The 19,623-nt window shown below is 72.5% G+C and carries 17 protein-coding genes and 1 riboswitch; of the genes, 12 read left to right on the top strand and 5 right to left on the bottom strand.

Annotation, left to right across the window (positions count from 1 at the left end; genetic code table 11):
- Nucleotides 1-14: 14 nt before the first annotated feature.
- Entirely contained in the window at nucleotides 15-482 is a 468-nt protein-coding gene (locus BUE48_RS06720) for a ribose-5-phosphate isomerase (protein ID WP_012851722.1), read from the top strand.
- Nucleotides 483-488: 6 nt separating this feature from the next.
- Here the strand turns inward: BUE48_RS06720 and BUE48_RS06725 are convergent, their stop codons facing one another.
- A complete protein-coding gene (locus BUE48_RS06725; protein ID WP_012851723.1) occupies nucleotides 489-677 on the bottom strand; it encodes a hypothetical protein in 189 nt (62 codons plus the stop codon).
- 161 nt (nucleotides 678-838) lie between these two features.
- Here BUE48_RS06725 and BUE48_RS06730 point away from each other — a divergent pair, with 161 nt between their 5' ends.
- Together BUE48_RS06730 and BUE48_RS06735 are read left to right on the top strand one after the other, a co-directional pair.
- Nucleotides 839-1,957: a PP2C family protein-serine/threonine phosphatase gene (locus BUE48_RS06730; RefSeq protein WP_012851724.1), complete on the top strand. Its 1,119-nt coding sequence runs from the start codon at nucleotides 839-841 to the stop codon at nucleotides 1,955-1,957.
- Nucleotides 1,958-2,532: 575 nt separating this feature from the next.
- Complete coding sequence (locus BUE48_RS06735; protein WP_286989355.1) at nucleotides 2,533-3,846, top strand: sensor histidine kinase; 1,314 nt, start codon at nucleotides 2,533-2,535, stop codon at nucleotides 3,844-3,846.
- Here the strand turns inward: BUE48_RS06735 and BUE48_RS06740 are convergent.
- Genes BUE48_RS06740 through BUE48_RS06750 form a run of 3 tightly spaced genes read right to left on the bottom strand, consistent with a single transcriptional unit; the run spans nucleotide 3,803 to nucleotide 8,047 of the window.
- Nucleotides 3,803-5,242, bottom strand: a complete 1,440-nt coding sequence (locus tag BUE48_RS06740; protein ID WP_041439363.1) for an aldehyde dehydrogenase family protein — start codon at nucleotides 5,240-5,242, stop codon at nucleotides 3,803-3,805. The genes BUE48_RS06735 and BUE48_RS06740 overlap by 44 nt on opposite strands.
- 39 nt (nucleotides 5,243-5,281) lie before the next feature.
- Complete coding sequence (locus tag BUE48_RS06745; protein WP_286989358.1) at nucleotides 5,282-7,003, bottom strand: ExeM/NucH family extracellular endonuclease; 1,722 nt, start codon at nucleotides 7,001-7,003, stop codon at nucleotides 5,282-5,284.
- A gap of 45 nt (nucleotides 7,004-7,048) precedes the next feature.
- Nucleotides 7,049-8,047, bottom strand: coding sequence for an AraC family transcriptional regulator (locus tag BUE48_RS06750; RefSeq protein ID WP_286989360.1), 999 nt, complete (start codon nucleotides 8,045-8,047; stop codon nucleotides 7,049-7,051).
- An 81-nt stretch (nucleotides 8,048-8,128) separates the two neighbouring features.
- Between BUE48_RS06750 and BUE48_RS06755 the strand changes: the two genes are divergently transcribed.
- The 4 genes from BUE48_RS06755 to BUE48_RS06770 all read left to right on the top strand — a co-directional run bounded on the left by BUE48_RS06755 (nucleotide 8,129) and on the right by BUE48_RS06770 (nucleotide 12,906).
- Nucleotides 8,129-8,626 carry an anthrone oxygenase family protein gene (locus BUE48_RS06755; protein ID WP_286989361.1) on the top strand — a complete coding sequence of 166 codons (498 nt, stop codon included), beginning with the start codon at nucleotides 8,129-8,131 and terminating at the stop codon, nucleotides 8,624-8,626.
- Nucleotides 8,627-8,729: 103 nt separating this feature from the next.
- Nucleotides 8,730-10,622, top strand: coding sequence for a cellulase family glycosylhydrolase (locus BUE48_RS06760; RefSeq protein WP_286989363.1), 1,893 nt, complete (start codon nucleotides 8,730-8,732; stop codon nucleotides 10,620-10,622).
- A 379-nt stretch (nucleotides 10,623-11,001) separates the two neighbouring features.
- Nucleotides 11,002-11,688: a hypothetical protein gene (locus tag BUE48_RS06765; RefSeq protein ID WP_012851731.1), complete on the top strand. Its 687-nt coding sequence runs from the start codon at nucleotides 11,002-11,004 to the stop codon at nucleotides 11,686-11,688.
- A gap of 507 nt (nucleotides 11,689-12,195) precedes the next feature.
- Complete coding sequence (locus BUE48_RS06770; RefSeq protein WP_012851732.1) at nucleotides 12,196-12,906, top strand: hypothetical protein; 711 nt, start codon at nucleotides 12,196-12,198, stop codon at nucleotides 12,904-12,906.
- Nucleotides 12,907-13,204: 298 nt separating this feature from the next.
- On the opposite strand, the gene BUE48_RS06775 is transcribed toward BUE48_RS06770, so the two are convergent.
- Nucleotides 13,205-14,482, bottom strand: a complete 1,278-nt coding sequence (locus BUE48_RS06775; RefSeq protein ID WP_286989365.1) for a multidrug effflux MFS transporter — start codon at nucleotides 14,480-14,482, stop codon at nucleotides 13,205-13,207.
- 58 nt (nucleotides 14,483-14,540) lie between these two features.
- On the opposite strand from BUE48_RS06775, the gene BUE48_RS06780 reads away from it, so the two are divergent.
- The 5 genes from BUE48_RS06780 (at nucleotide 14,541) to BUE48_RS06800 (ending at nucleotide 19,564) form a co-directional block, all read left to right on the top strand.
- Nucleotides 14,541-15,053 carry a MarR family winged helix-turn-helix transcriptional regulator gene (locus BUE48_RS06780; protein WP_012851734.1) on the top strand — a complete coding sequence of 171 codons (513 nt, stop codon included), beginning with the start codon at nucleotides 14,541-14,543 and terminating at the stop codon, nucleotides 15,051-15,053.
- 202 nt (nucleotides 15,054-15,255) lie between these two features.
- Nucleotides 15,256-15,377: riboswitch (cyclic di-AMP (ydaO/yuaA leader) on the top strand.
- A 3-nt stretch (nucleotides 15,378-15,380) separates the two neighbouring features.
- Entirely contained in the window at nucleotides 15,381-16,430 is a 1,050-nt protein-coding gene (locus BUE48_RS06785) for a CHAP domain-containing protein (protein WP_286989366.1), read from the top strand.
- 207 nt (nucleotides 16,431-16,637) lie between these two features.
- A complete protein-coding gene (locus BUE48_RS06790) occupies nucleotides 16,638-17,879 on the top strand; it encodes an SfnB family sulfur acquisition oxidoreductase (RefSeq protein WP_012851736.1) in 1,242 nt (413 codons plus the stop codon).
- Nucleotides 17,880-18,136: 257 nt separating this feature from the next.
- Nucleotides 18,137-18,646 carry a flavin reductase family protein gene (locus BUE48_RS06795; protein WP_012851737.1) on the top strand — a complete coding sequence of 170 codons (510 nt, stop codon included), beginning with the start codon at nucleotides 18,137-18,139 and terminating at the stop codon, nucleotides 18,644-18,646.
- Nucleotides 18,647-18,682: 36 nt separating this feature from the next.
- Nucleotides 18,683-19,564 (top strand): TauD/TfdA dioxygenase family protein, encoded by an 882-nt coding sequence (locus BUE48_RS06800; RefSeq protein WP_012851738.1) that lies wholly within the window; start codon nucleotides 18,683-18,685, stop codon nucleotides 19,562-19,564.
- Nucleotides 19,565-19,623: the final 59 nt, after the last annotated feature.

Consider the following 19,623-nt stretch of genomic DNA (forward strand, 5'->3'; position numbering starts at 1 on the left):
CAGACTTTCCAGCCATGCGCGTCTACCTTGGATCCGACCACGCCGGCTTCGAACTCAAGCAGCACCTCATCGGCTGGCTGGCGGACAACGGCCATGAACCGGTCGACTGCGGGCCCCAGGTCTACGACGCCGCCGACGACTACCCGCCGTTCGTGCTGCGGGCGGCCGAGCGCACCGCCGCCGACCCCGGCTCGTTCGGGATCGTGCTGGGCGGCTCGGGCAACGGCGAGGCGATCGCCGCCAACAAGGTCAAGGGCATCCGCGCGGCCCTGGTGTGGAACGAGGAGATCGCGGCGCTGGCCCGCGAGCACAACGACGCCAATGTGATCAGCATCGGCGCCCGCCAGCACGACCTGGCCACCGCCACCCGGTTCGTGGAGGTGTTCCTCAACACGCCCTACTCCAAGGAGGAGCGGCACACCCGCCGGATCGGCATGATCGGCTCTTATGAGACCACCGGCGAGCTGCCCCCGCTGCCCTAGCGGGCGCTAGCGCCGGTGGGCGCCGCGCTTGCCGAGCCGCCGCCGCTCGTTCTTGGAAAGCTCCCCCCGGGATCCGGCGGGCCGTGACGCTTCGGGCGCCTGCGGTGCGGGCCGTGCGTCCTCGGGGCGGGGACGGGAGACGTCCCTGGCCCGCATCGCCGCATCCAAAGTGATCCGCATTCCCGGCTGGGACATCGCCTCACCTCCGCCGTCCATCCTGCCCGCCGCCGCGGCCGTGCGACAGTGCCGGGCGGCCCCCACGGGGATGTTTACTCGGGGTTGCCAAAGCGCTACAAAAGGTCAACCCTGGCGCGGATTGGAGGCGTGAGCGGCGGTCGCTCGGTACAGTGCCTGAGATGTTGCAACGTCTGGTCCACCTGCTGCCGCCGAGGGTGCGCGCGTTCCTGCGCCGCATCCCCGTGCTGGTGCGGCTGTACCAGTGGCTCAGGCGTGGCGGGCTGACCCGCGATCGTTACATATTCGCCGCACTGGCCCTGGTGGCGGTCTGCCTGGGCCTGAGCGCCACCTGGTCGGAGGCGTGGGCACCGGCCGGCGGGCTGGTGCTGACCGTGCTGGCCGGCGGGCTGCTGCTGAAGGTGCGCAGCCTGGGAGTGCTGCTGGGCGTGGTCGCCGTGATGCTCGGCTACGACATGTGGCGGCTGGGCATGGCCACGGTCGGGCCGGGCATGGTCGCCACCTTGGTCATCACGGCGGTGCTGGCCCTCAGCCTGGCCCGCACCCGCCAGCAGCTGGGCGTCCAGGGGCTGCGCGGCGAGTACATGCTGCTGGAGCTGCGCGACCGGCTGCGCAAGCAGGGGGAGATGCCGCCGCTGCCGGCCGGCTGGGGCGCGCAGGTGGTGCTGCTGCAGGCCGGCGGGTCCTCCTTCGGCGGCGACTTCGTGGTCTCCGCCTGCGACGGCAAGACGTTGGAGGTCGCGCTGGTGGACGTCTCCGGCAAGGGCGTGGACGCCGGGACGCGGGCGCTGATGCTGTCGGGGGCCTTCGGCGGGCTCCTTGGATCGGTCCAGCCGGACCGTTTCCTGTCCTCCTGCAACGACTACCTGCACCGCCAGCACTGGGACGAGGGCTTCGTGACCGCGGTGCACCTGGTGCTGGACCTGACGACCGGCGAGTACGCGGTGGAGTCCGCCGGGCATCCGCCGACCGCCCAGTTCGACTCCACCGTGGGCACCTGGCAGGTCAGCTCGGCCCGCGGCATGGTGCTGGGAGTGGTCCCCGAGCTGCGCTGTGAGGCCGAGCGGGGGACGCTGCGCTCGGGGGACGCGCTGCTGCTGTACACCGACGGCCTGGTCGAGGCGCCCGGCCAGGACCTGGACACCGGGATCGGCCGGCTGCTGACCGAGGCCGAGCGGCTGGTGCCGCAGGGCTTCGGCGAGGGCGCCAAGGAGCTGGTGGAGACCATGGCCGCCACCCGCGACGACGACTGCGCCCTGGTGCTCATCTGGCGCCGCTGAGTTCGCCCCGAACCCTCCGGCGATAAGAAACGTGAACGTCACCTCGATGTAGCACCGAATGAACCCGGGCACGGCACAGTAAAGACAGGTCGCCGGGCCGGACCTCCTCTCCGGAGGGGAACGGTACGGGGCCGTGCCGCAGGGACCGGCCGGGTTCGCCGTCGTACGGGATCCTCCTCGACGGGCGAGGGCGAACGGCCGACAGCGGCACGGTGGATCACCGCCTGTGCGGACGGAGCCCCAGGGGTGGGAGGTTCCGTCCGCACAGACGTGTGTCGAGGGACCGGCCCGGCAGCCGCACACCCAGGGATTTGGGGCGTTTTGTCCTAAAGAGCGGAGATCTTCGGTCCCTGATTCATGATCGCAGGTTTCACCGGGCAATGCCTCGGTTACAACCAGTCCCGCTGATCCTTTGTAATCTCCAACCTTCTGAACCCCCCGCTAGGCGACATGGTCATCGGCGAGGGGACGGACGACAGGTGGCGAAAGGCGAGCGGCGGCGACGGGCCTCTCGACGGTCGGTCCAGTGGCGGCTTACCTTCATCGCCACGGCGATCGTAGGTCTGATCATCACCGTGGGGGTACTGGCCCTCTTCCAGGTGATGCACTCCATGGCACTGCGGGACCTGGAAGAACGCGGCGCCATGGCGGTCCAGCGGATGGCCCAGGACATCGAGCGCTCCGGTATGGCCGGCGCGGTGCGCACCCAGGTGCCCCCCTTCTACCTGCTCCAGGTGGTCGACGCCCAGGGCCGGGTGATCGCCGCCGGCCGGGACCTGGAGGGCCGTCCGCCGATGGACGACCTGCGCCCTGAACGCAGCGGGCAGGTGGCATACCGGATCACCGAGGTGCCGGGGCAGGAGAGCCCGGTCTTCCTGGCCGCGCAGCGCCTCGACGCCCCCGACGGCGTCCGCTACCTGCTGGCCGCCGGCCCAATACAGGACATGGAGAAGGCCGCGCAGACGTTCGGGATCTTCGTGTCGGTGATGATCCCGGTGGTGCTGGTGCTGGTGTGGTGGATCGTCTGGGCCTCGGTCGGCCACGCGCTGGCCCCGTTCGCGCTGATGCGCCGCGAGCTGTCACAGATCACCGGCGGGGCGATGAACCGGCGGGTGACCGTCCCCGACACCGATGATGAGGTCGCCGAACTGGCCAAGGCCATCAACGTCACCCTGGACCGGCTGCAGAAGTTCGTCGAGGCCCAGCGCCGCTTCGTCGCCGACGTCTCCCACGAGCTGCGCAGCCCGCTGACCGCGCTGCGCACCCAGCTGGAGGTGGCGCTGGTGCACCCCGAGGACGAGGACTGGCCGGCGGTGGCGCGGGCGGCGCTGGACGACGCCGACCGGCTGCAGAAGGTGGTCGCCGACGTGCTGACCATCGCCAAGCTGGAGGCCGGGATCCGCGCCGAGCGGGAACCGGTGGACCTGGGCGCGCTGGCCCGCGCCGAGGCCACCGACCGGCCCCGCCGGGTGCCGGTGCACGTCCAGGTCCGCGACGTGGCCCGCCCGCTGATCATCAACGGCAGCCGCACCCAGCTGGTGCGGGTGCTGACCAACCTGCTCGACAACGCCGAACGTCACGCCGAATCCGAGATCCGCCTCAACGTCTACCGGGACGGCGACGAGGCCGTGCTGGAGGTCGCCGACGACGGCGAGGGCATCCCCCCGGAGGACCGCGAGCGGGTCTTCCAGCGCTTCCAGCGCCTGCCCGAGGGCCGCCGCCGCGACACCCAGGGCAGCGGGCTGGGGCTGGCGATCTCCCGGGACATCGCGGTCGCCCACGGCGGCAGCCTGGTCGCCGACGAGAGCGAGCAGGGCGGGGCGCTGCTGATCCTGCGGCTGCCGCTCAGAGATCCAGCCCCGTCAACACCAGAACCTTCTCGTAGGTGAGGTCCTCCATCGCCGAGCGCAGCCCTTCGCGGCCCACCCCCGACTCCTTGACCCCGCCATAGGGCATCTGGTCGGCCCGGTAGGACGGCACGTCCCCGATGATCACACCGCCCACCTCCAGCTCCCGGTTCGCCCGGAAGGCCACCTGCAGCGAGCGGGTGAACACCCCGGCCTGCAGCCCGTACCGGGAGGCGTTGACCAGCGCGAACGCCTCCTCCAGGGTGTCGAAGGGCCGCAGCGCCAGCACCGGGCCGAAGACCTCCTCGCACCACACCTCGGCCGCATCGGGCACCTCGGCCAGCACGGTCGGCGCGAACGTGGCGCCGTCGCGGACGCCGCCGGCCAGCACCTTGGCCCCGCCGCGGACGGCCCGCTCCACCCAGTCCTGCACCCGCTGCGCGGCCTCCTCGCTGATCAGCGGCCCGACCTGGGTGGTCTCCTGCCACGGGTCGCCGGTGACCAGGCCCTCGACCGTCTCGATCAGGCGGGGGACGAACTCCTCGTACACCGCGCGCTCCACCAGCACCCGCTGCACCGCGATGCAGCTCTGCCCGGCCTGGTAGTTGGCGAACAGCCCGACGCGGGCGGCGGCGTGGTCCAGGTCGGCGTCGGCGCACACCACGGCCGCGGCGTTGCCGCCCAGCTCCAGCGTCACGTGCTTGCGCGGCGCCTGCTCGCGGATCGCCCAGCCCACCGGCCCGGACCCGGTGAAGGACACCACCGGCAGCCGCGGGTCGTCCACCAGCGCCGCGGCCCGCTCATTCGGCACCGGCAGCACCGAGAACATGCCCTCCGGCAGCTCGGTCTCGGCCAGGATCTCCCCCAGCGCCAGCGCCGACAGCGGGGTCTTGGGCGCCGGTTTGACCACCACCGGGGCGCCCACCGCCACCGCCGGGGCGACCTTGTGCGCCACCAGGTTGAGCGGGAAGTTGAACGGGGTGATCGCCAGCACCGGCCCGCGCGGCACCCGGGAGATGTAGGCCATCCGCCCCACCGCGCCGGGGTCGGTGTCCAGCCGCTGCACGTGCCCGCTCCAGCGGCGGGCCTCCTCGGCGGCGAACCGGAACGTCGAGGTCGCCCGCGCCACCTCGGCCCGCGCCCACATCAGCGGCTTGCCGTTCTCGGCGGTGATCAGGCGGGCCAGCTCCTCGGCCCGCTCGCCCAGCCGCCGCGCCACGTGCGCCAGCGCCTCGGCCCGCACGTGCAGCGGCAGCGCCGCGGCCTGCGCCCGCACCGCGTGCGCGGCCGCCACCGCCTCCTCCACCTGCGCCTGGGTCGGCACCGCCGCGGCGCCGACCACCCGGCCGTCATAGGGGTGGGTCACGACGATCCGGCCGTCCCCGGTCGCCGGCCGTCCCGCCAGCCAGAAAGAGCTCACCTGGGTCGCATCGGGCATACCGTCCACGCTACTCCTGCTTGCGGGCGGACGGGCGGCTCAGCGGCGTTGCGGCGTGCTGGGCGGCCGCAGCCCGACGATCACCGGGTCGTGGTCGGAGGAGCGATAGGCGTCCGGACGGTACAGGCGCGGCGGGTTGTCCTCGGTGTTGTAGTCCACGATGGGCGGCTCGTCGGCGTTGATGTGCCAGATGGTGACACCGGTGATCCACCGCGCCAGGGCCGGCGGGGCCAGCACATGGTCCAGTTCGCCGGCCTGGCCGTCGAAGACGTGGCTGTAGCGGCGCCCGGCCGGGACGAACCGCTCGGTCTGGCCGGCCAGCCCGGATGCCGCCAGCGTCTTGATCGGGTCTTCCCGCCCGTAGGAGTTCAGGTCGCCGATCACCAGCGGGTGCGGCACCGCGGCGGCCAGCTCCGCCAGCGCCCGGGCTTGCCGGACGCGCCGGGCGTTGTAGCAGCCCTGCCCGTCGCCCTGGTCGGCGTCCGGCCCGCTGGCGCCGTCGCAGCGCTTGGACTTGAGGTGGCCGACGATCACGGTGAACGGCGTGCCGCCGCCCGCGTGCCGGAAGGTCTGCGCCAGCGGGGGCCGCTCGAAGACCGCATCGGCCGCGGTGCGGGCCGGTCCCACCGGCCGCACCCGGCCCGGCCGGTAGATCAGTGCGACGTGGATGGCGTCCCCGCCCGGACCGGGATGGCGGATCCAGGAGTAGGCGCCCGCGCCCACGGCCGCGTTCAGCCGGTCGACCAGCGCCTTGACGGCGGCATCGCCGTTGTTCTCCACCTCCATCAGGCCGACCACGTCGGCGTCCATGCCCTTGAGCGCGGCGACCAGCTTGGCGAGCTGGCGCTCCCGCTCCAGCGGGGTGGTGGCGCCGCGGCCGCCCACCGTGGTGAACCAGTTGAGGGTGTTGAACGAGGCGACCTTGACGGTGGCGGGTCCCACCGGCCCGGGTGCGGCCGGGCGCGGATTGGCGCGCCGGAAGACCGCCGGTTCGGTGGGGTGCAGCCGGTAGGCGCCGAAGCCATAACCGAGCACGCCGGTCAGGCCGCGCACCGTGTCGCCGAGCCGGACCACGTGCGGCTCGGTGAACGGGATGGTGGCGGGGTTCTGCACGGTGGAGCCGTCGTCGATGAGCAGCCGCCGCCGGTCGTTGCGTTCTGGGGAGACGCCGGGGCGGTCGGTGGGCTGGAACAGCCGTCCCCCGGCCGAGACCGTCAGCTCCCCGTACCGGCCGAGCCGGTAGTGCTCGGTGGCGGTGAGCTCCTGGGGGAAGGTCACCAGCATGTTCTCCACCGGCTCGAACGTGACGCCCTCCGGCCGGGGCAGGCGGTAGCGGACCGGTTCCACCGTCCCGGTGCCGCACACGTCCACGGCGGTGACCGGGGACAGCTCGGTCAGGCCGTTGAACTCCACGGCCCGTCCGGTGACCAGGACCCGGTCGCCGACCCGCACGTCCCGCACGCCGGGCCCGGCGTAGGCGAACAATCCTTCGGAGGTGGCCGGGTCATCGTCGGGGGAGGGGTCCTGCAGGAAGAACCCGCCGAGCTGGTCGTCGCGCTGGAAGTCCCCGGTGACGACGCCTTCGACCCGCACGATGCGCCCTGACAGCGGGGTGGCGTCTCCGGGGCCCTGCACCTGGGCGATCCGGTGGGTGGGCGGAGCGCTGCACCCGGGGTCGTCGGCGGGGGCGGCGCCGGAGCCCGAGCCGATCGTCAAGGCGATCGCCAGGGCCGCCGCGCTGGGGGCTGAAGCGGGGGGCATGTATGCGAGGGTGTCACGAAGAGTGATCGGGTGGAAGGCCCAGTGTCACCCTTCAGGTGAGTCGGCCGCCGTGTCGCGATCTGTGGCGGGCGCAGGGGAGTGCTCCCCGTCCCGGGATCCGGTGACCATCGCCCGGTACTGCCGCGGGCTGACCCCGCGCACCCGCTTGAAGGCGGCGCTGAAGGCGAACGGGCTGCCGTAGCCCACCCGCCGCGCCACCGAGGCCACCGTGGCCTCCGGCTCCCGCAGCAGGTCGGCGGCCAGCGCCAGCCGCCAGCCGGTCAGGTAGGCCATCGGCGGCTCGCCGACCAGTTCGGTGAAGCGGCGGGCCAGCGCGGCCCGGGACACCCCGGTCCGGCCCGCCAGCGCGGCCACCGTCCACGGCCGCGCCGGGTCCTGGTGCATCATCCGCAGCGCCCGTCCCACCACCGGGTCGGCGAGCGCCCGGTACCAGGCCGGGGCGGCGTCGCGGCGGCGGGTGAACCAGGCCCGCAGCGACGTGATCAGCAGCAGGTCCAGCAGCCGGTCCAGCATGACCTCCTGGCCCGGCTCGTCGCGGGTCATCTCCTGCTCGAGCAGCGCCACCAGCGGCGATTCCGGCTCCACCGTCAGCAGCGGCGGCAGCGCCGCCAGCAGCCGGGCACCGATCTCGCCGCTCATCCGGTACGTCCCCACCAGCATCCGGTGCGCGCCGTCGGGGGCGTTGCCCCAGGTCCGCACGCCCAGCGTCAGCTCATCGTGCAGGTCGCGCCCGGTGGGGTCGCTGCAGCGCCCGCCGGGGTGGATGACGATGCCGGGCGGTGTGGCCGGGTCGTCGGCGACCACGTACGGGTCCGGGCCGCGGATGATCATCACCTCCCCGGCGCCGGCCCTGACCGGTTCCCCCGCCTGCGGGATCGCCCAGGCCTCCCCGCGCAGCATCGCCACCAGGGTCAGCGGCGCCCGGTCCTGCACCCGCATCGCCCACGGGGGATCCAGGACGGCCTTCAGCAGGAAGGCGCCCCGTGCCCTCGGCCCGTCCAGCAGGCTCGCCAGAGCATCCATGCCGCGAGCCTAGACGCTCGCGTATGAGATCGAGCTTTTCACCTATGGATCGTCTCACCTATGCGGAACTTCACTGAGAGCATGAAAGTGCTCCAGATCTTTTCGCTGGTGGCGGCCGCGACCACGATGGGTCTTGCGGCGGGCCTGTTCACGAGCTTCTCCTACGCCGTCATGCCCGGCCTCGCCCGGACCGGCGACCGCGTGTTCATCGACGCCATGCAGCGCATCAACACCGCCATCCTCAACGGCTGGTTCGCGCTGGTGTTCGCCGGTGCGATCGTCTTCACCGGCCTGGCCGTGGGCGTCCACCTGGGCGGGGACCACCGGGCCGTGCTGCCCTGGCTGGTCGCGGCCTTCGCGCTGTACGCGGCGGTGCTGGTGATCACGTTCACCGTCAACGTGCCGCTCAACGACGCCCTCGCCGCCGCCGGCGACGCCGGGGGCCTGGCCGATCCGGCCGCGGTGCGCGCCGAGTTCGAAGGCAGGTGGGTGCGCTGGAACGTCGTGCGCTCGGTGCTGTCCACCGCCGCCCTGGTCTGCCTGGTGTGGGCCCTGATCCGCTCCGGGCGCGCCCTGTAGCCGCGCCGCCGGTCCCGGAGGGCGGGACGGGATCTTGCCGGGGGCGCCCTCTCTTCTCACAGTGAGGGCCCATCCCGCTCAGGCCGGAAGGGGCGAAACGCTCATGAGATCGCCCGTGCGCTCGTCGGCGGCCCTCGCCATGCCGCTTCTGCTCGCCGCGTCCCTGCTCGGCGCGCCGCCGCCGGCGAACGCGGCCGCGCCGCCCGCCGCCCAGCGGCAGGCCCTGTCGGTCGCCCCCAAGGCGGGGGAGTGGGTGTTCCGCGACCGGACGGGCCGTGAGGTGGTGCTGCGGGGCTTCAACGTCTCCGGCAGCGCCAAGCTGCGGGAGACCGGCCTGCTGCCGTTCCGCGACGCGGCGGACGCGGCCCGCTCGGCGCAGGCCATGCGGGACCTCACCGGCGCCAACGCGATCCGCTTCCTGATCACCTGGGAGGGCGTGCAGCCGGCCCCCGGCCGCATCGATCACGCCTACCTGGACCGGGCGGCCGAGCAGATCCGCGCTTTCATCTCCCGCGGCTTTTACGTCCTGCTCGACTATCACCAGGACCTGTACTCGGCGCACCTGTTCCACGCCGGCAGCTGGTACACCGGGGACGGCGCCCCCAGGTGGGCGGTCGAGGGCGGCGGCTATCCCAAGGAGTTCTGCGGCCTGTGCATCGTCTGGGGCCAGAACATGCTGACCAACCAGGCGGTGCGCCGGGCCGCCCGCGACTTTTGGCACAACCGGGCGATGCCGACCGCCGTGGGGCCGGTCCGCGTCCAGGACGCCTTCGTCGAGCAGGCGACCGCGGCCATGGCCCACCTCAAGCGGAGGCTGACCGCCGGGGAGTTCCGATCGATCCTCGGCCTGGACCCCTTCAACGAGCCCTTCGACGGCGGCCTGGACGACGTCCGCGGCGCCGACTGGGAACGGGAGTACCTGCTGCCGTTCTACCGGCGGATGCGCGCCGCGATGGACGCGGCCGGCTGGGACGCCAAGCCCATCTTCGTGGAGCCGCTGCCGTTCTGGAACGTCGGCTTCTTCGAACAGGGCGGCCTGTCGGCGGTCGGGAAACTGGGCGCCCGCTACGTGTTCAACAGCCACTTCTACGACGGCGCCCGCATGACCATCGACCCCCGCCCCGCCGGGGACGGCGCTTATGCCGCGGCCATGAACGAGATCCGCGACCGGGCGCGCACCCTGGCCACCGCCCCGTTCCTTTCTGAGTTCGGCAACCGCATGTCCGGGTTCGGCAGCGACCGCACCCCGTGGATGGTGCGCGCGATGTACCAGGGGGCGGACCACGGCGTCCGCGGCGCCGACTGGTGGCGGCGGGCCGCCTCCGGCGGCACCGTGCTGTCGGCCACCCACTGGCACTGGGACATCTACAGCGGACGCCACCACGAGCCGATGAACGGCAACCCCCGCAAGGTCCAGACCGAAGGCGACGCCTGGAACGATGAGGACTTCTCGGTGGTGCGCACCGACGAGACCGGCCGGGTGAGGCTCCGGCTCGACCGGCGCGTCCTGGACCGCCTCTATCCGAGCGCGGTGGCCGGCGACATCCTGGCGTTCGCCTACGAGGACCTGGCCCGCTCCGGCTTCGCCGGGCGGGGGAGCCAGGCCGCATGGCTGGCGGCCCCGGCCGCCATGCCCAACGTGGCGGCCCTGGTCCACGGCCGCCAGTTCGGCGTGCTGGTCTGGCGCGCCCCCGCCGCCGCGCCGCAGGCGCCGACCGAACTGCACCTGCCCGGCTCGTTCACCCCCGGGCGCACGGTCGTCGTCGGCGATCTGACCGCCCGCCGCGGCCTGTCGTCCTCCGGCCCGGTCCGCATCGCTCCCGAGCCGGGTTCCTCCTCCGCCCGCCGCCTGCTGGTCGACCACGGCGGCGGCGGTGCGGTCCACGTGATGCTGGTCGTCAACGCCGCGACCGGCCCGCCCGTCACCGCCGCCCAGTTGGCCGCCGCCCGCGCCGAACTGACCGCTTGGGCGGCCCGGTACTTTCCGGCGCGCTGACCGGTGAACCCGCCGCGCCCTCTGATGGGCGGGCGTTTCCAGGACGGCGCCGCTCGCGTGGCAGAACGCGCCGTCCGGAACGACACAGCACGATGCGGCACGGGATACCTGGCGAACGCCGGGGACCGGCAGGACAGAAGGTGATGAGCCCCGACGCCCGTGTTAATCGCCTATTCGTGTCCTCAATAGGACATTTAAGGCTTATTGCCTTGGGAAAAGGGTGGAGTTATTCATCGGTAACGGGTTACGAGCCCCGTCCCGCCAGGCCGGGGTGAGCGGCCCGTCCCGGCCACCGCACGGCGGCCCGGACCGGTGATCACCCCGCCGCTGCCCACAGGTGCGCCGGTGCTTCCCGCCCCCGGAACCACAGGAGCGCCCCATGAAGACCTTGGCGAGAATCGCCGCCGCCATCCTCGCCGTCGTCACCGCGCTGAGCCTGTCGGCCACCGGCGCCGCCGCCTCCACCATCACCATCCGGCGGGACGACGCCGGCGGGAGTCCCTACTCCGGCGGCTTCCGCTTCGACAGTCTCGTCCCGATGACTCTGAATCTGCAGATCCTCGGCATGAATGCCGTCGTGCAGTGCGATTCCATCGGCCTGAACGGGAATGTGGGGTCCGACGGCTCCAACTTCGTCCTGAGCGCTGTCTCCTTCGGCAACTGCACCAGCGATATCGGCAACGTGCACTCCATCGGTTTCGAAGGCCTGCCCTACACCCAGGCGACCCTGCGGTACGACCCGCTCCCCGGAGGCAGAGACGGCGTTCTCATCCTCACCGATCCCGGATTGCGGATCCGGTTCTCCCTCAGCGGCGTGGGCACCTGTGGCTACGGCCTGAACGGCAGCATCCCTTCACTCACCGTCAACCTGTACAACCCCGACAACCCCAACCGTCCCGATCCCTCGGTCCCCGAGGCTCAAGCCGAGATCGACAACGCTCCCCTTGCCCGGCAGCCGGGCAGCTCCCTGTTCTGCTCATCGACCGCTGTGCTGGACGGCTACGGCACCCTCAAAGGGCTCGGGGGCTCCGGCGTCTTCGGCCAGACCCTCTACTTCACTCCCTGACCCGCTCCGCACCGCTCGATGACCGGCCGCGGCCGGTCCGCCGCCGAGGCCGGCCGCGGCGCCGAGCGTCTCTGGGCCGGCCATGCCGCCCTTGGGCGGGCCAGGTGCTTCCCGGCGCGGCGACCGGCGACCTTATCTCCGCGACGGACGGGCATTGCGCGGCGACTCTCCTGTGCCGGCTCATGTCGTCTGTGACGACGTGGAACGGTGCGGTGCGGGGTGCCTGCCGGACGGGGGGAGCCGGTGGGGCGGGAGGCAACGAGCGGCACCCCGACGCCCGCTTTAATCGCCCATTTGTGTCCTAAGTGGGACATAAAGGGCGGATTGACTCGGGGTGAGCGGTGGAGTTATCTCCATCAGCAACGGGTTACTTGCCCCGTCCCGCCAGGCCGGGGCGAGTAGTCCGCACCCGGCCACGACACGGCGGCCCGGACCGGTGATCACCCCGCCGTCGCTCACAGGTGTGCCGGTGCTTCCCACCCCACTGATCTATTCAGGAGCACCCCCATGAAGACCTTGGCGAGAATCGCCACCCCCGTCCTCGCCGCCGCCACCGCGCTGGGGCTGATGGCCACCAGCGCCTCCGCCGTGGAGCCCACCGTCACCATCCGCCGCGACGACGGGAACCCCTACTCCGGCAACTTCCGGTTCACCAACCTCTCCCCGCTGACCGTGAGCGCCAGCTTCTCCATCTTCGGCTCCATCACGGCCGAGTGCAGCAACGCCAACTTGAGCGGGACGCTCACCTACGACGGCCTCGACGTCAGCCTGAACTCGGCCTCCGTCTCCGGGTGTACCAGCAGCATCGGCACGGCCAGCGTTTCCTTCGAGCAGCTGCCCTACGACGACGCGGTGGTGAACTACTCCCCGGGCCCCAACGGCCGGGACGGCGCCCTCACCTTCACCGACACCGACCTGCGGGTCAAGGCCACCATCAGCCTCCCCATCCTCGGCACGTTCACCTGCTACTACGGCTTGAACTCCAGCATCACCTCCCTCACCTTCGACCTGTACAACCCCACCAACCCCAACCGCCCCGACACCTCGGTCAACGAGGCCCAGGCCAAGATGCAGAACGCCACCCTCGCCCGGCTGTCGGGCAGCAATGCGCTCTGCCCGGCGACCGGCACGGCCAGCGGCTACGGCACCGTCAAGGGCGAGAAGGTCGCGAACTCCGGCGTCTTCGACCAGACCCTCTACGCCACCCCGGCGTCGTGAGCCTCCGCAGTGCGTCCGGTGCCCGGCCCGCTGAGGGGACCGGCCGGGCCGGGCACCGGGGCGGAGCAGACGTCCGGACCGCTGAGCCCTTCCGGCACGTGATCACGGCGGTCCGGGACGGGAGCCACGGCGGAATCTGAGGTCGTGACCTGGCAGGTCGCGGCGGCGCCCCCGTCCCGGCCTGCGGAAACGCCGTGCTGCGGCAGGCTCGGTGAACGAGCGGGGCGCCGCCCGGCAGGCGCGGGCGGCGCCCCGCTTCCCGCTGTGCTCCCCCGGAGCCGGAACGCCGACGGTCCCCTCAGCGTCCCGTCGTCTGCTGCGCCGGTTCGGCGCGCGGCCCTTCCCCTTCCCGCGGTTCCGGGGCCGCGGAGCGGGAGGCCGGGACGGTGCGGGCCAGCAGGTGGGCGCCGATGCCCAGGACGGCGGCGGTCACCAGGGCGATGCCCATGGGGACGCCGGTCTCCTCCCCGCCCAGCCCCACCAAGGGGGAGACCAGGGCGCCGCAGGCGAACTGCAGGGCGCCCATCATGGCGGCGCCGGTGCCCGAGGCGTGCCGGGCGCGTCCCAGCGCCAGCGCCGCCGAGTTGCCCATGACGAACGCAACGCAGCTCACCGTCAGGAACAGCACCGGCAGCACCGCGGCGGCGGGCGCTCCGGCGGCCAGCATCGCCAGCAGGACGGCCGAGCCGGTCAGCACGGCGCCCTGGCCGAAACCCAGCAGCCCTTGCGGGGTGAAACGCCCGATCAGCCGGGCGTTGATCAGCCCGGCGGTCACCATGCCCAGCGCGTTGACGGCGAAGTCCGCCGAGTAGGCGGAGGTGGACAGCCCCAGCACGTTCTTGATCACGAAGGGCGAGGCGGAGATGTAGCCCATCAGCCCGGTGAAGCCCAGCCCGAAGGTGAGGATGTAGCCGAGGTAGCCGCGGTCGGCCAGCAGGTGCCGCATCGTCCGGCCGGCGGCGGCCAGGCCTCCCCGGTGCCGCCGCTCCGGTGGCAGCGACTCGGGGACCACCAGCAGGGCGCCCAGCAGCATCAGCGCCGAGATGCCCGTCAGCGCCCAGAACTCCATGCGCCAGCCGGCGGGCACCAGCAGGCCGCCGGCCAGCGGGGCGACCACGGGGGCGATGCCGCTGATGCTGGTCAGCAGCGAGAACACCTTGGCCGCCGCCTGGCCTCCGGTGCGGTCGGCGGCCACCGCGCGCCCGATGACGATGCCCGCCGCCCCGGCGAAGCCCTGGACGAACCGCGCCGCCACCAGCACCCACACGTTGGGGGACAGCGCGCACACCACGGCGGCGGCGGTGGCCGCGCAGGTGGCGATCAGCAGCGGGACGCGGCGGCCGAAGCGGTCCGACAGCGGGCCGATGGTCAGCTGCCCGACGGCCAGCCCGATCAGGAAGGCGGTGAGCGTGAGCTGGACGCTGGAGGCGCCGGCGCCCAGGTCGTCGGCCATGTCGGTGAAGGCCGGCAGGTACATGTCGGTGGCGAACGGCGCCACCGTGTTCAGCAGGGCCAGGACCACCAGCAGCAGCCCGGACACGCCGGGCCGGGAAGGGACGGCGGGGTTTTTGAACATGCGTTCCTCGGGTGACGGGAATTTACTTATATATGCATAAACAAATTATCATGGGGCAATGCACCGCTCCTCCGAGCTCCGTGAGCTGGCCCCGGTCCTGCGCGACCTCAACCGCCTTCTGCTGCGCACCGGTCCCCGGCAGGCCGGGATCGCCCCGCTGCCGCCCTCGGAGGCCGACCTGCTGCGGCTGATCGTCCACCAGCCCGGCCTGAGCCCCGGCCGGCTGGCCGCCGCGATGCAGATGAAGCCCAGCAACATCAGCGCCGCCCTGCGGCACTTGGCCGAATTGGGCCTGGTCAGCCGCCAGGTCGACCCGGCGGACCGGCGCAGCGGCCGCGTCCTGCCCACCGACCGGGCCGTGGAGAACGCCCGCCGCATCGAAGACGCGCGGGCGCGCATGCTGGAGGAGGCGCTCGGCGACCTGGCCCCTCACCAGGTGGAGGCGATCCTGCGGGCCGTCCCCGCGCTGCGGGCCCTGGAGCGCGCTCTGCACGCGCGTACCGAACGGGCGGCCGGGGCCGCCGGAGGTGTTGCGGAGCGTCCGTCCGGCCGGGACGGCAAAGCGGGGTGAACGCTCGCAGCGCCGGGCGTTTTGCCTGCTTGCGGGGCTCTTGAAGGCTGGTTGTGACGGTTTGACTACGTTCGGGATTTTTACTTTGCGTCACTCTGGGATGACTTGCCCGATCCTTTAAGGGTCAGTACTTTTCCCTGATATCGGTCCGTTACCTAACTCCCCGCCCGGGGAGTGCGGGCCGGACGCCGAGTCCCGGCGGCGCGCCCCCGCGCCGCGGGAGCCGGGGACCCACTGCTTCTGGGGTGAATCCGCCGCGTGCGGTAGGGCGGCTCCTGGCCCGAACCCGTCAGCTAACCCGGTAGGCGGTCCCAGAGGAGATAACGCATGGATCCCATCGGGGAAAAGATCCTTGAGGTCGCCAAAGCCGAACTGGGATACCGAGAGGAATCGGGCGGCTACACCAAGTACGGCGACTGGTACGGCAAGAACGTCGACAAAAGCCCCTACTTCGCCACCGCGGCCTGGTGCGACATGTTCCTGGCCTGGGCCGCCCACAAGGCCGGCGTCGCCGAGTGGGCGGGCCAGTTCGCCTACACCCCCTTCCACGCCGCGTGGTTCAAGCAGCAGGGCGCCTGGGGCACCGACCCTCAGCCCGGCGCCATCGTCTTCTTCGACTGGGGCGGGTCCAAGAGCCTGGACGCCATCGACCACGTGGGCATCGTGGAGAAGGTCGAGGGGAACCGCATCCACACCATCGAGGGCAACGCCGACGGCGTCCACCTCAAGCGCAAGGTGCGCACCCCCGACACCATCGTCGGCTACGGCTACCCCTCCAAGGTCAAGGTCAAGGGCAAGTCGGTCGAGTCGGTGACCTCCTCCGGCGCCCCGCCGGAAAAGTACGTGCCCAAGCACGCCGCCCCCGCGCCCAAGGTCGACTCGCTCGGCGGCGGGGCGACCGCCGTCGCCGCCACCCAGGGCGTCGCCCCCCGCGAGCGGGAGAACCCGCCGCAGGAGCAGCACCTGCCGGGGCTCACCGACCTGCTGACGATCGCCCTCGCCGGCAGCGTGGCGCTGGCGGTGGGCAAGTCGGCCGTCGTCAAGCTGCCGGAACTGCGGATCCCCGGCTCGCTGCGCCTGGAGGGGCTGCGGCTGCCGACCTCCTCGCCGATCCGGGTCCGCAAGCGCGGACGCCACCACCGCACCCCGGTGGCGCTGCCCGCCGACGTCACCCCCGCGGACCTGGCCGCCGCCGACCGCGAGACCGTGGCGATGCCCCTGGTCAGCGCGGCGGTGGCCGCCGAGGCCGAGGACCGGGAGTTCTGGAGCCAGATCTCCCGCCTGGAGGAGGAGGGCGACCTGGAGTTCTGGAGCGCGATCGCCGACGCGGTCGCCGAGGCCGAGGTCAAGGTCCCGGCCTCGGGCGAGCGGGCCTGACCGTCCGCCGCGACCCCCCGACCGTCCGGCCCGGCCGCGCTGCGGCCGGGCCGGACGCTTCCTTATGTCCCATTGCGGCGCAACACCGGTCACCGCCGCATCAAAGATCCCGGTTTCGCAGGTTTCGCCGGGCGCACCCCCTGGGCAAATTCCTAGTAAACAGGTAGAGTTACCATGTATATCCCGGTTTCGTTCCCAGGGGGCGAGATGACCACTTTCGACCAGGCTCTGGAGGCCCCGGCGGCCTCCGCCGGTCGTGCCCATGTGATCCGCACCGATGAGGAAGCCCTCGAGATCGCCGCGCGGCTGGCCGCCGAGTTCGCGCCCGGCGCCGCCGAGCGCGACGCCCGGCGCCTGCTGCCGCGGGCCGAGCTGGACCGGCTGTCGGAGAGCGGGCTGCTGGCGATCACCGTGCCGCGCCGCTACGGCGGAGCCGACGTGCGCGCCGACACCCTCGCCGAGGTCTACCGCCTGCTGGCCGAGGCCGACCCCAACATCGCCCAGATCCCCCACAGCCACGTGGTCTACCTGCGCGTGCTGACCCAGCAGGGCAGCGAGGAGCAGCGGCGCTACTTCTTCGGCGAGGCGCTGGCCGGCAAGCGTTTCGGCAACGCCCAGTCCGAGGCCGGCACCCGGCACGCCCAGGAGTACCGCACCCGGCTCGTCCCCGACGGCAACGGCGGCTACCTGCTGAACGGGGACAAGCACTACTGCACCGGCGCGCTGTTCGCGCACTGGGTCCCGGTGCTGGCCCAGCTGGAGGTGCCGGGCCAGGGCGACCGGCTGCACGTGGCCTACGTGCCCCGCGGCGCCCCCGGGCTGGAGGTCGTCGACGACTGGACGGGCATGGGGCAGCGGCTGACCGCCAGCGGCACGGTGCGGCTGCGGAACGTCTGGGTGCCGGCCGAGCGCGTGGTGCCCCACCACCTGACCTTCACCGGGCCGCAGGTCCACGGCGCCTACGCGCAGCTGCTGCACGCGGCCATCGACGTGGGCATCGCCGGGGGCGCGCTGCGCGATGCGGCCGAGTTCATCCGCACCAAGGCCCGGCCCTGGCCGGACAGCGGGTGCGGCAAGGCCGCCGAAGACCCGCTGCTCATCCAGCGGTTCGGGGAGCTGGTGATCGCCGAGCGGTCGGCGCGGGCGCTGCTGGCCGAGGCCGGCCGGGCGGTGGAACGTGCCAGGCATGATCTCACCGACGAGAGCGCCGCCGCCGCCTCGATCGCGGTGGCCACCGCCAAGGCGGTCGCCGACCGGGCCAGCGTGGAGATCTCCAACGCGCTGTTCGAGCTGTCGGGCACCCGCTCCAGCCTGGAGGAGCACAACCTGCACCGGCACTGGCGCAACGCGCGCACCCACACCCTCCACGACCCGGTCCGCTGGAAGATCCAGCACATCGGCCGCTACGCGCTCAACGGCACGCTGCCTCCGCGGCACGGCGCCATCTGACGGCGCGCTCCCGTCCCGGCGGCGCAGGCGGGACGGCATCGGCAGGCGAGGTCGCCCGCGAATTTCATAGTAATTAAGTAGGAATTATAGGAATAATGGTGGACGAGCCTTCTGCGACCTGCCGGCCGCGCGCCGGGGCCGCGGCCTGCGCGCCCGCCGCAGGCCCGCGGCCCGGGACGACCGGGCCGCGAGCAGGCCGGCGAAGGCGCCCGGCACCGGCCCCCCACGACGGCAGAGCCCGGAAAGGACAAGCGGCGATGACCGAACTGCTGCCCGACCAGACGATCGATGCCGACCGGTTCCGCCGGACCCTGGCCCTGCACGCCGCCGGGGTCGTGGTGGTCACCGCGGCCCCCGGCGGCGTGCCGGCCGGGCTGACCGCCACCTCCTTCACCTCGGTCAGCCTGGACCCGCCGCTGGTGTCCTTCTGCATCGCCCGCACCTCCACCACCTGGCCGTCGCTGCGCGCCGCCGACCGCTTTGCGATCAACATCCTCTCCGACGCCCAGGCCGACCTGGCCGCCCGCTTCGCCCACCGCGGCATCGACCGCTTCGCCGCCCCCACCCGCTGGCACCCGGCCCCCGACGGCACCCCGCTGCTGGAGGGCGTGTGCGCCCACCTGCTGTGCAGCCCCTACACCACCGCCGACATCGGCGATCACGTCCTGGTCGTGGGGCTGGTGACCGAGGCCCACATCCGCGAGCCCGACCAGCCGCTGCTCTACCACCGCGGCCGCTTCGGCCGCTTCCGCCCCCAGACCTCCTGACCGTCCCCACACCCCACCCGACAAAGGAGGAACGCCATGCCGAAGGTCGTCCGGATCGGCGGCCGGATCGGCGCCGAGATCATCGGCGCCGACCTCACCGACCCCGACGCGTTTCCCACCGAGGAGATCAACAGGCTGCTGCTGGAGCACAAGGCGCTGATCTTCCGCGACGCCGGGCTGGACGAGGCCGGGCATCGCGACTTCGCCGCCCGCTTCGGCGCGCTGACCCGGGCGCACCCCACGGTGCCGTCCGCCGAGGGGCTGCCGGAGGTGCTGGCGGTGGACGCCGACACCGGGCACCGCGCCAACGTCTGGCACACCGACGTGACCTTCGTGCGCACCCCGCCCAAGATCAGCACGCTGCGCGCCATCAAACTCCCCCCGTACGGGGGCGACACCCTGATCGCCAACGCCGCCGCGGCCTACCGCGACCTGCCCGAGCCGCTGCGGGAGCTGGCCGACCGTCTGTGGGCGGTGCATAGCAACGCCTACGACTACGCCACGCCCGCCAAGAGCGCCGAGTACCGGCGGGTCTTCACCTCGAAGGTCTACCAGACCGCGCACCCGGTCGTCCGCGAGCACCCGGAGACGGGGGAGCGGACCTTGTTCATCGGCGGCTTCGCCCAGCGGATCGTCGGGCTGTCGGGCACCGAGTCCCGCGACATCCTGCGCATCCTGCAGTCGTATGTGACCCGCCCGGAGAACATCGTGCGCGTCCGCTGGAACGTCGGCGACCTGGTGGTGTTCGACAACCGGATCACCCAGCACTACGCCCCCGACGACTATGACGACCGGCCCCGCCTGCTGCACCGCATCACCGTCGCCGGCGGGCCGGTGACCGGGCTGGACGGCCGGCAGAGCTACGTGGTGGAAGGCGACGACGCGACCGACTACACCGCTCCCGTCAAGGCCGCCTGAGCCCGCGGGGACCCCGGCGGGCGTTGCACCGGTACGCCCGCCGGACGACGGGCACCCGG

Origin of the sequence: Thermomonospora sp. CIF 1 (genome assembly GCF_001896795.1) — a bacterium.
GTDB classification, from domain to species: Bacteria; Actinomycetota; Actinomycetes; order Streptosporangiales; family Streptosporangiaceae; genus Thermomonospora; species Thermomonospora curvata.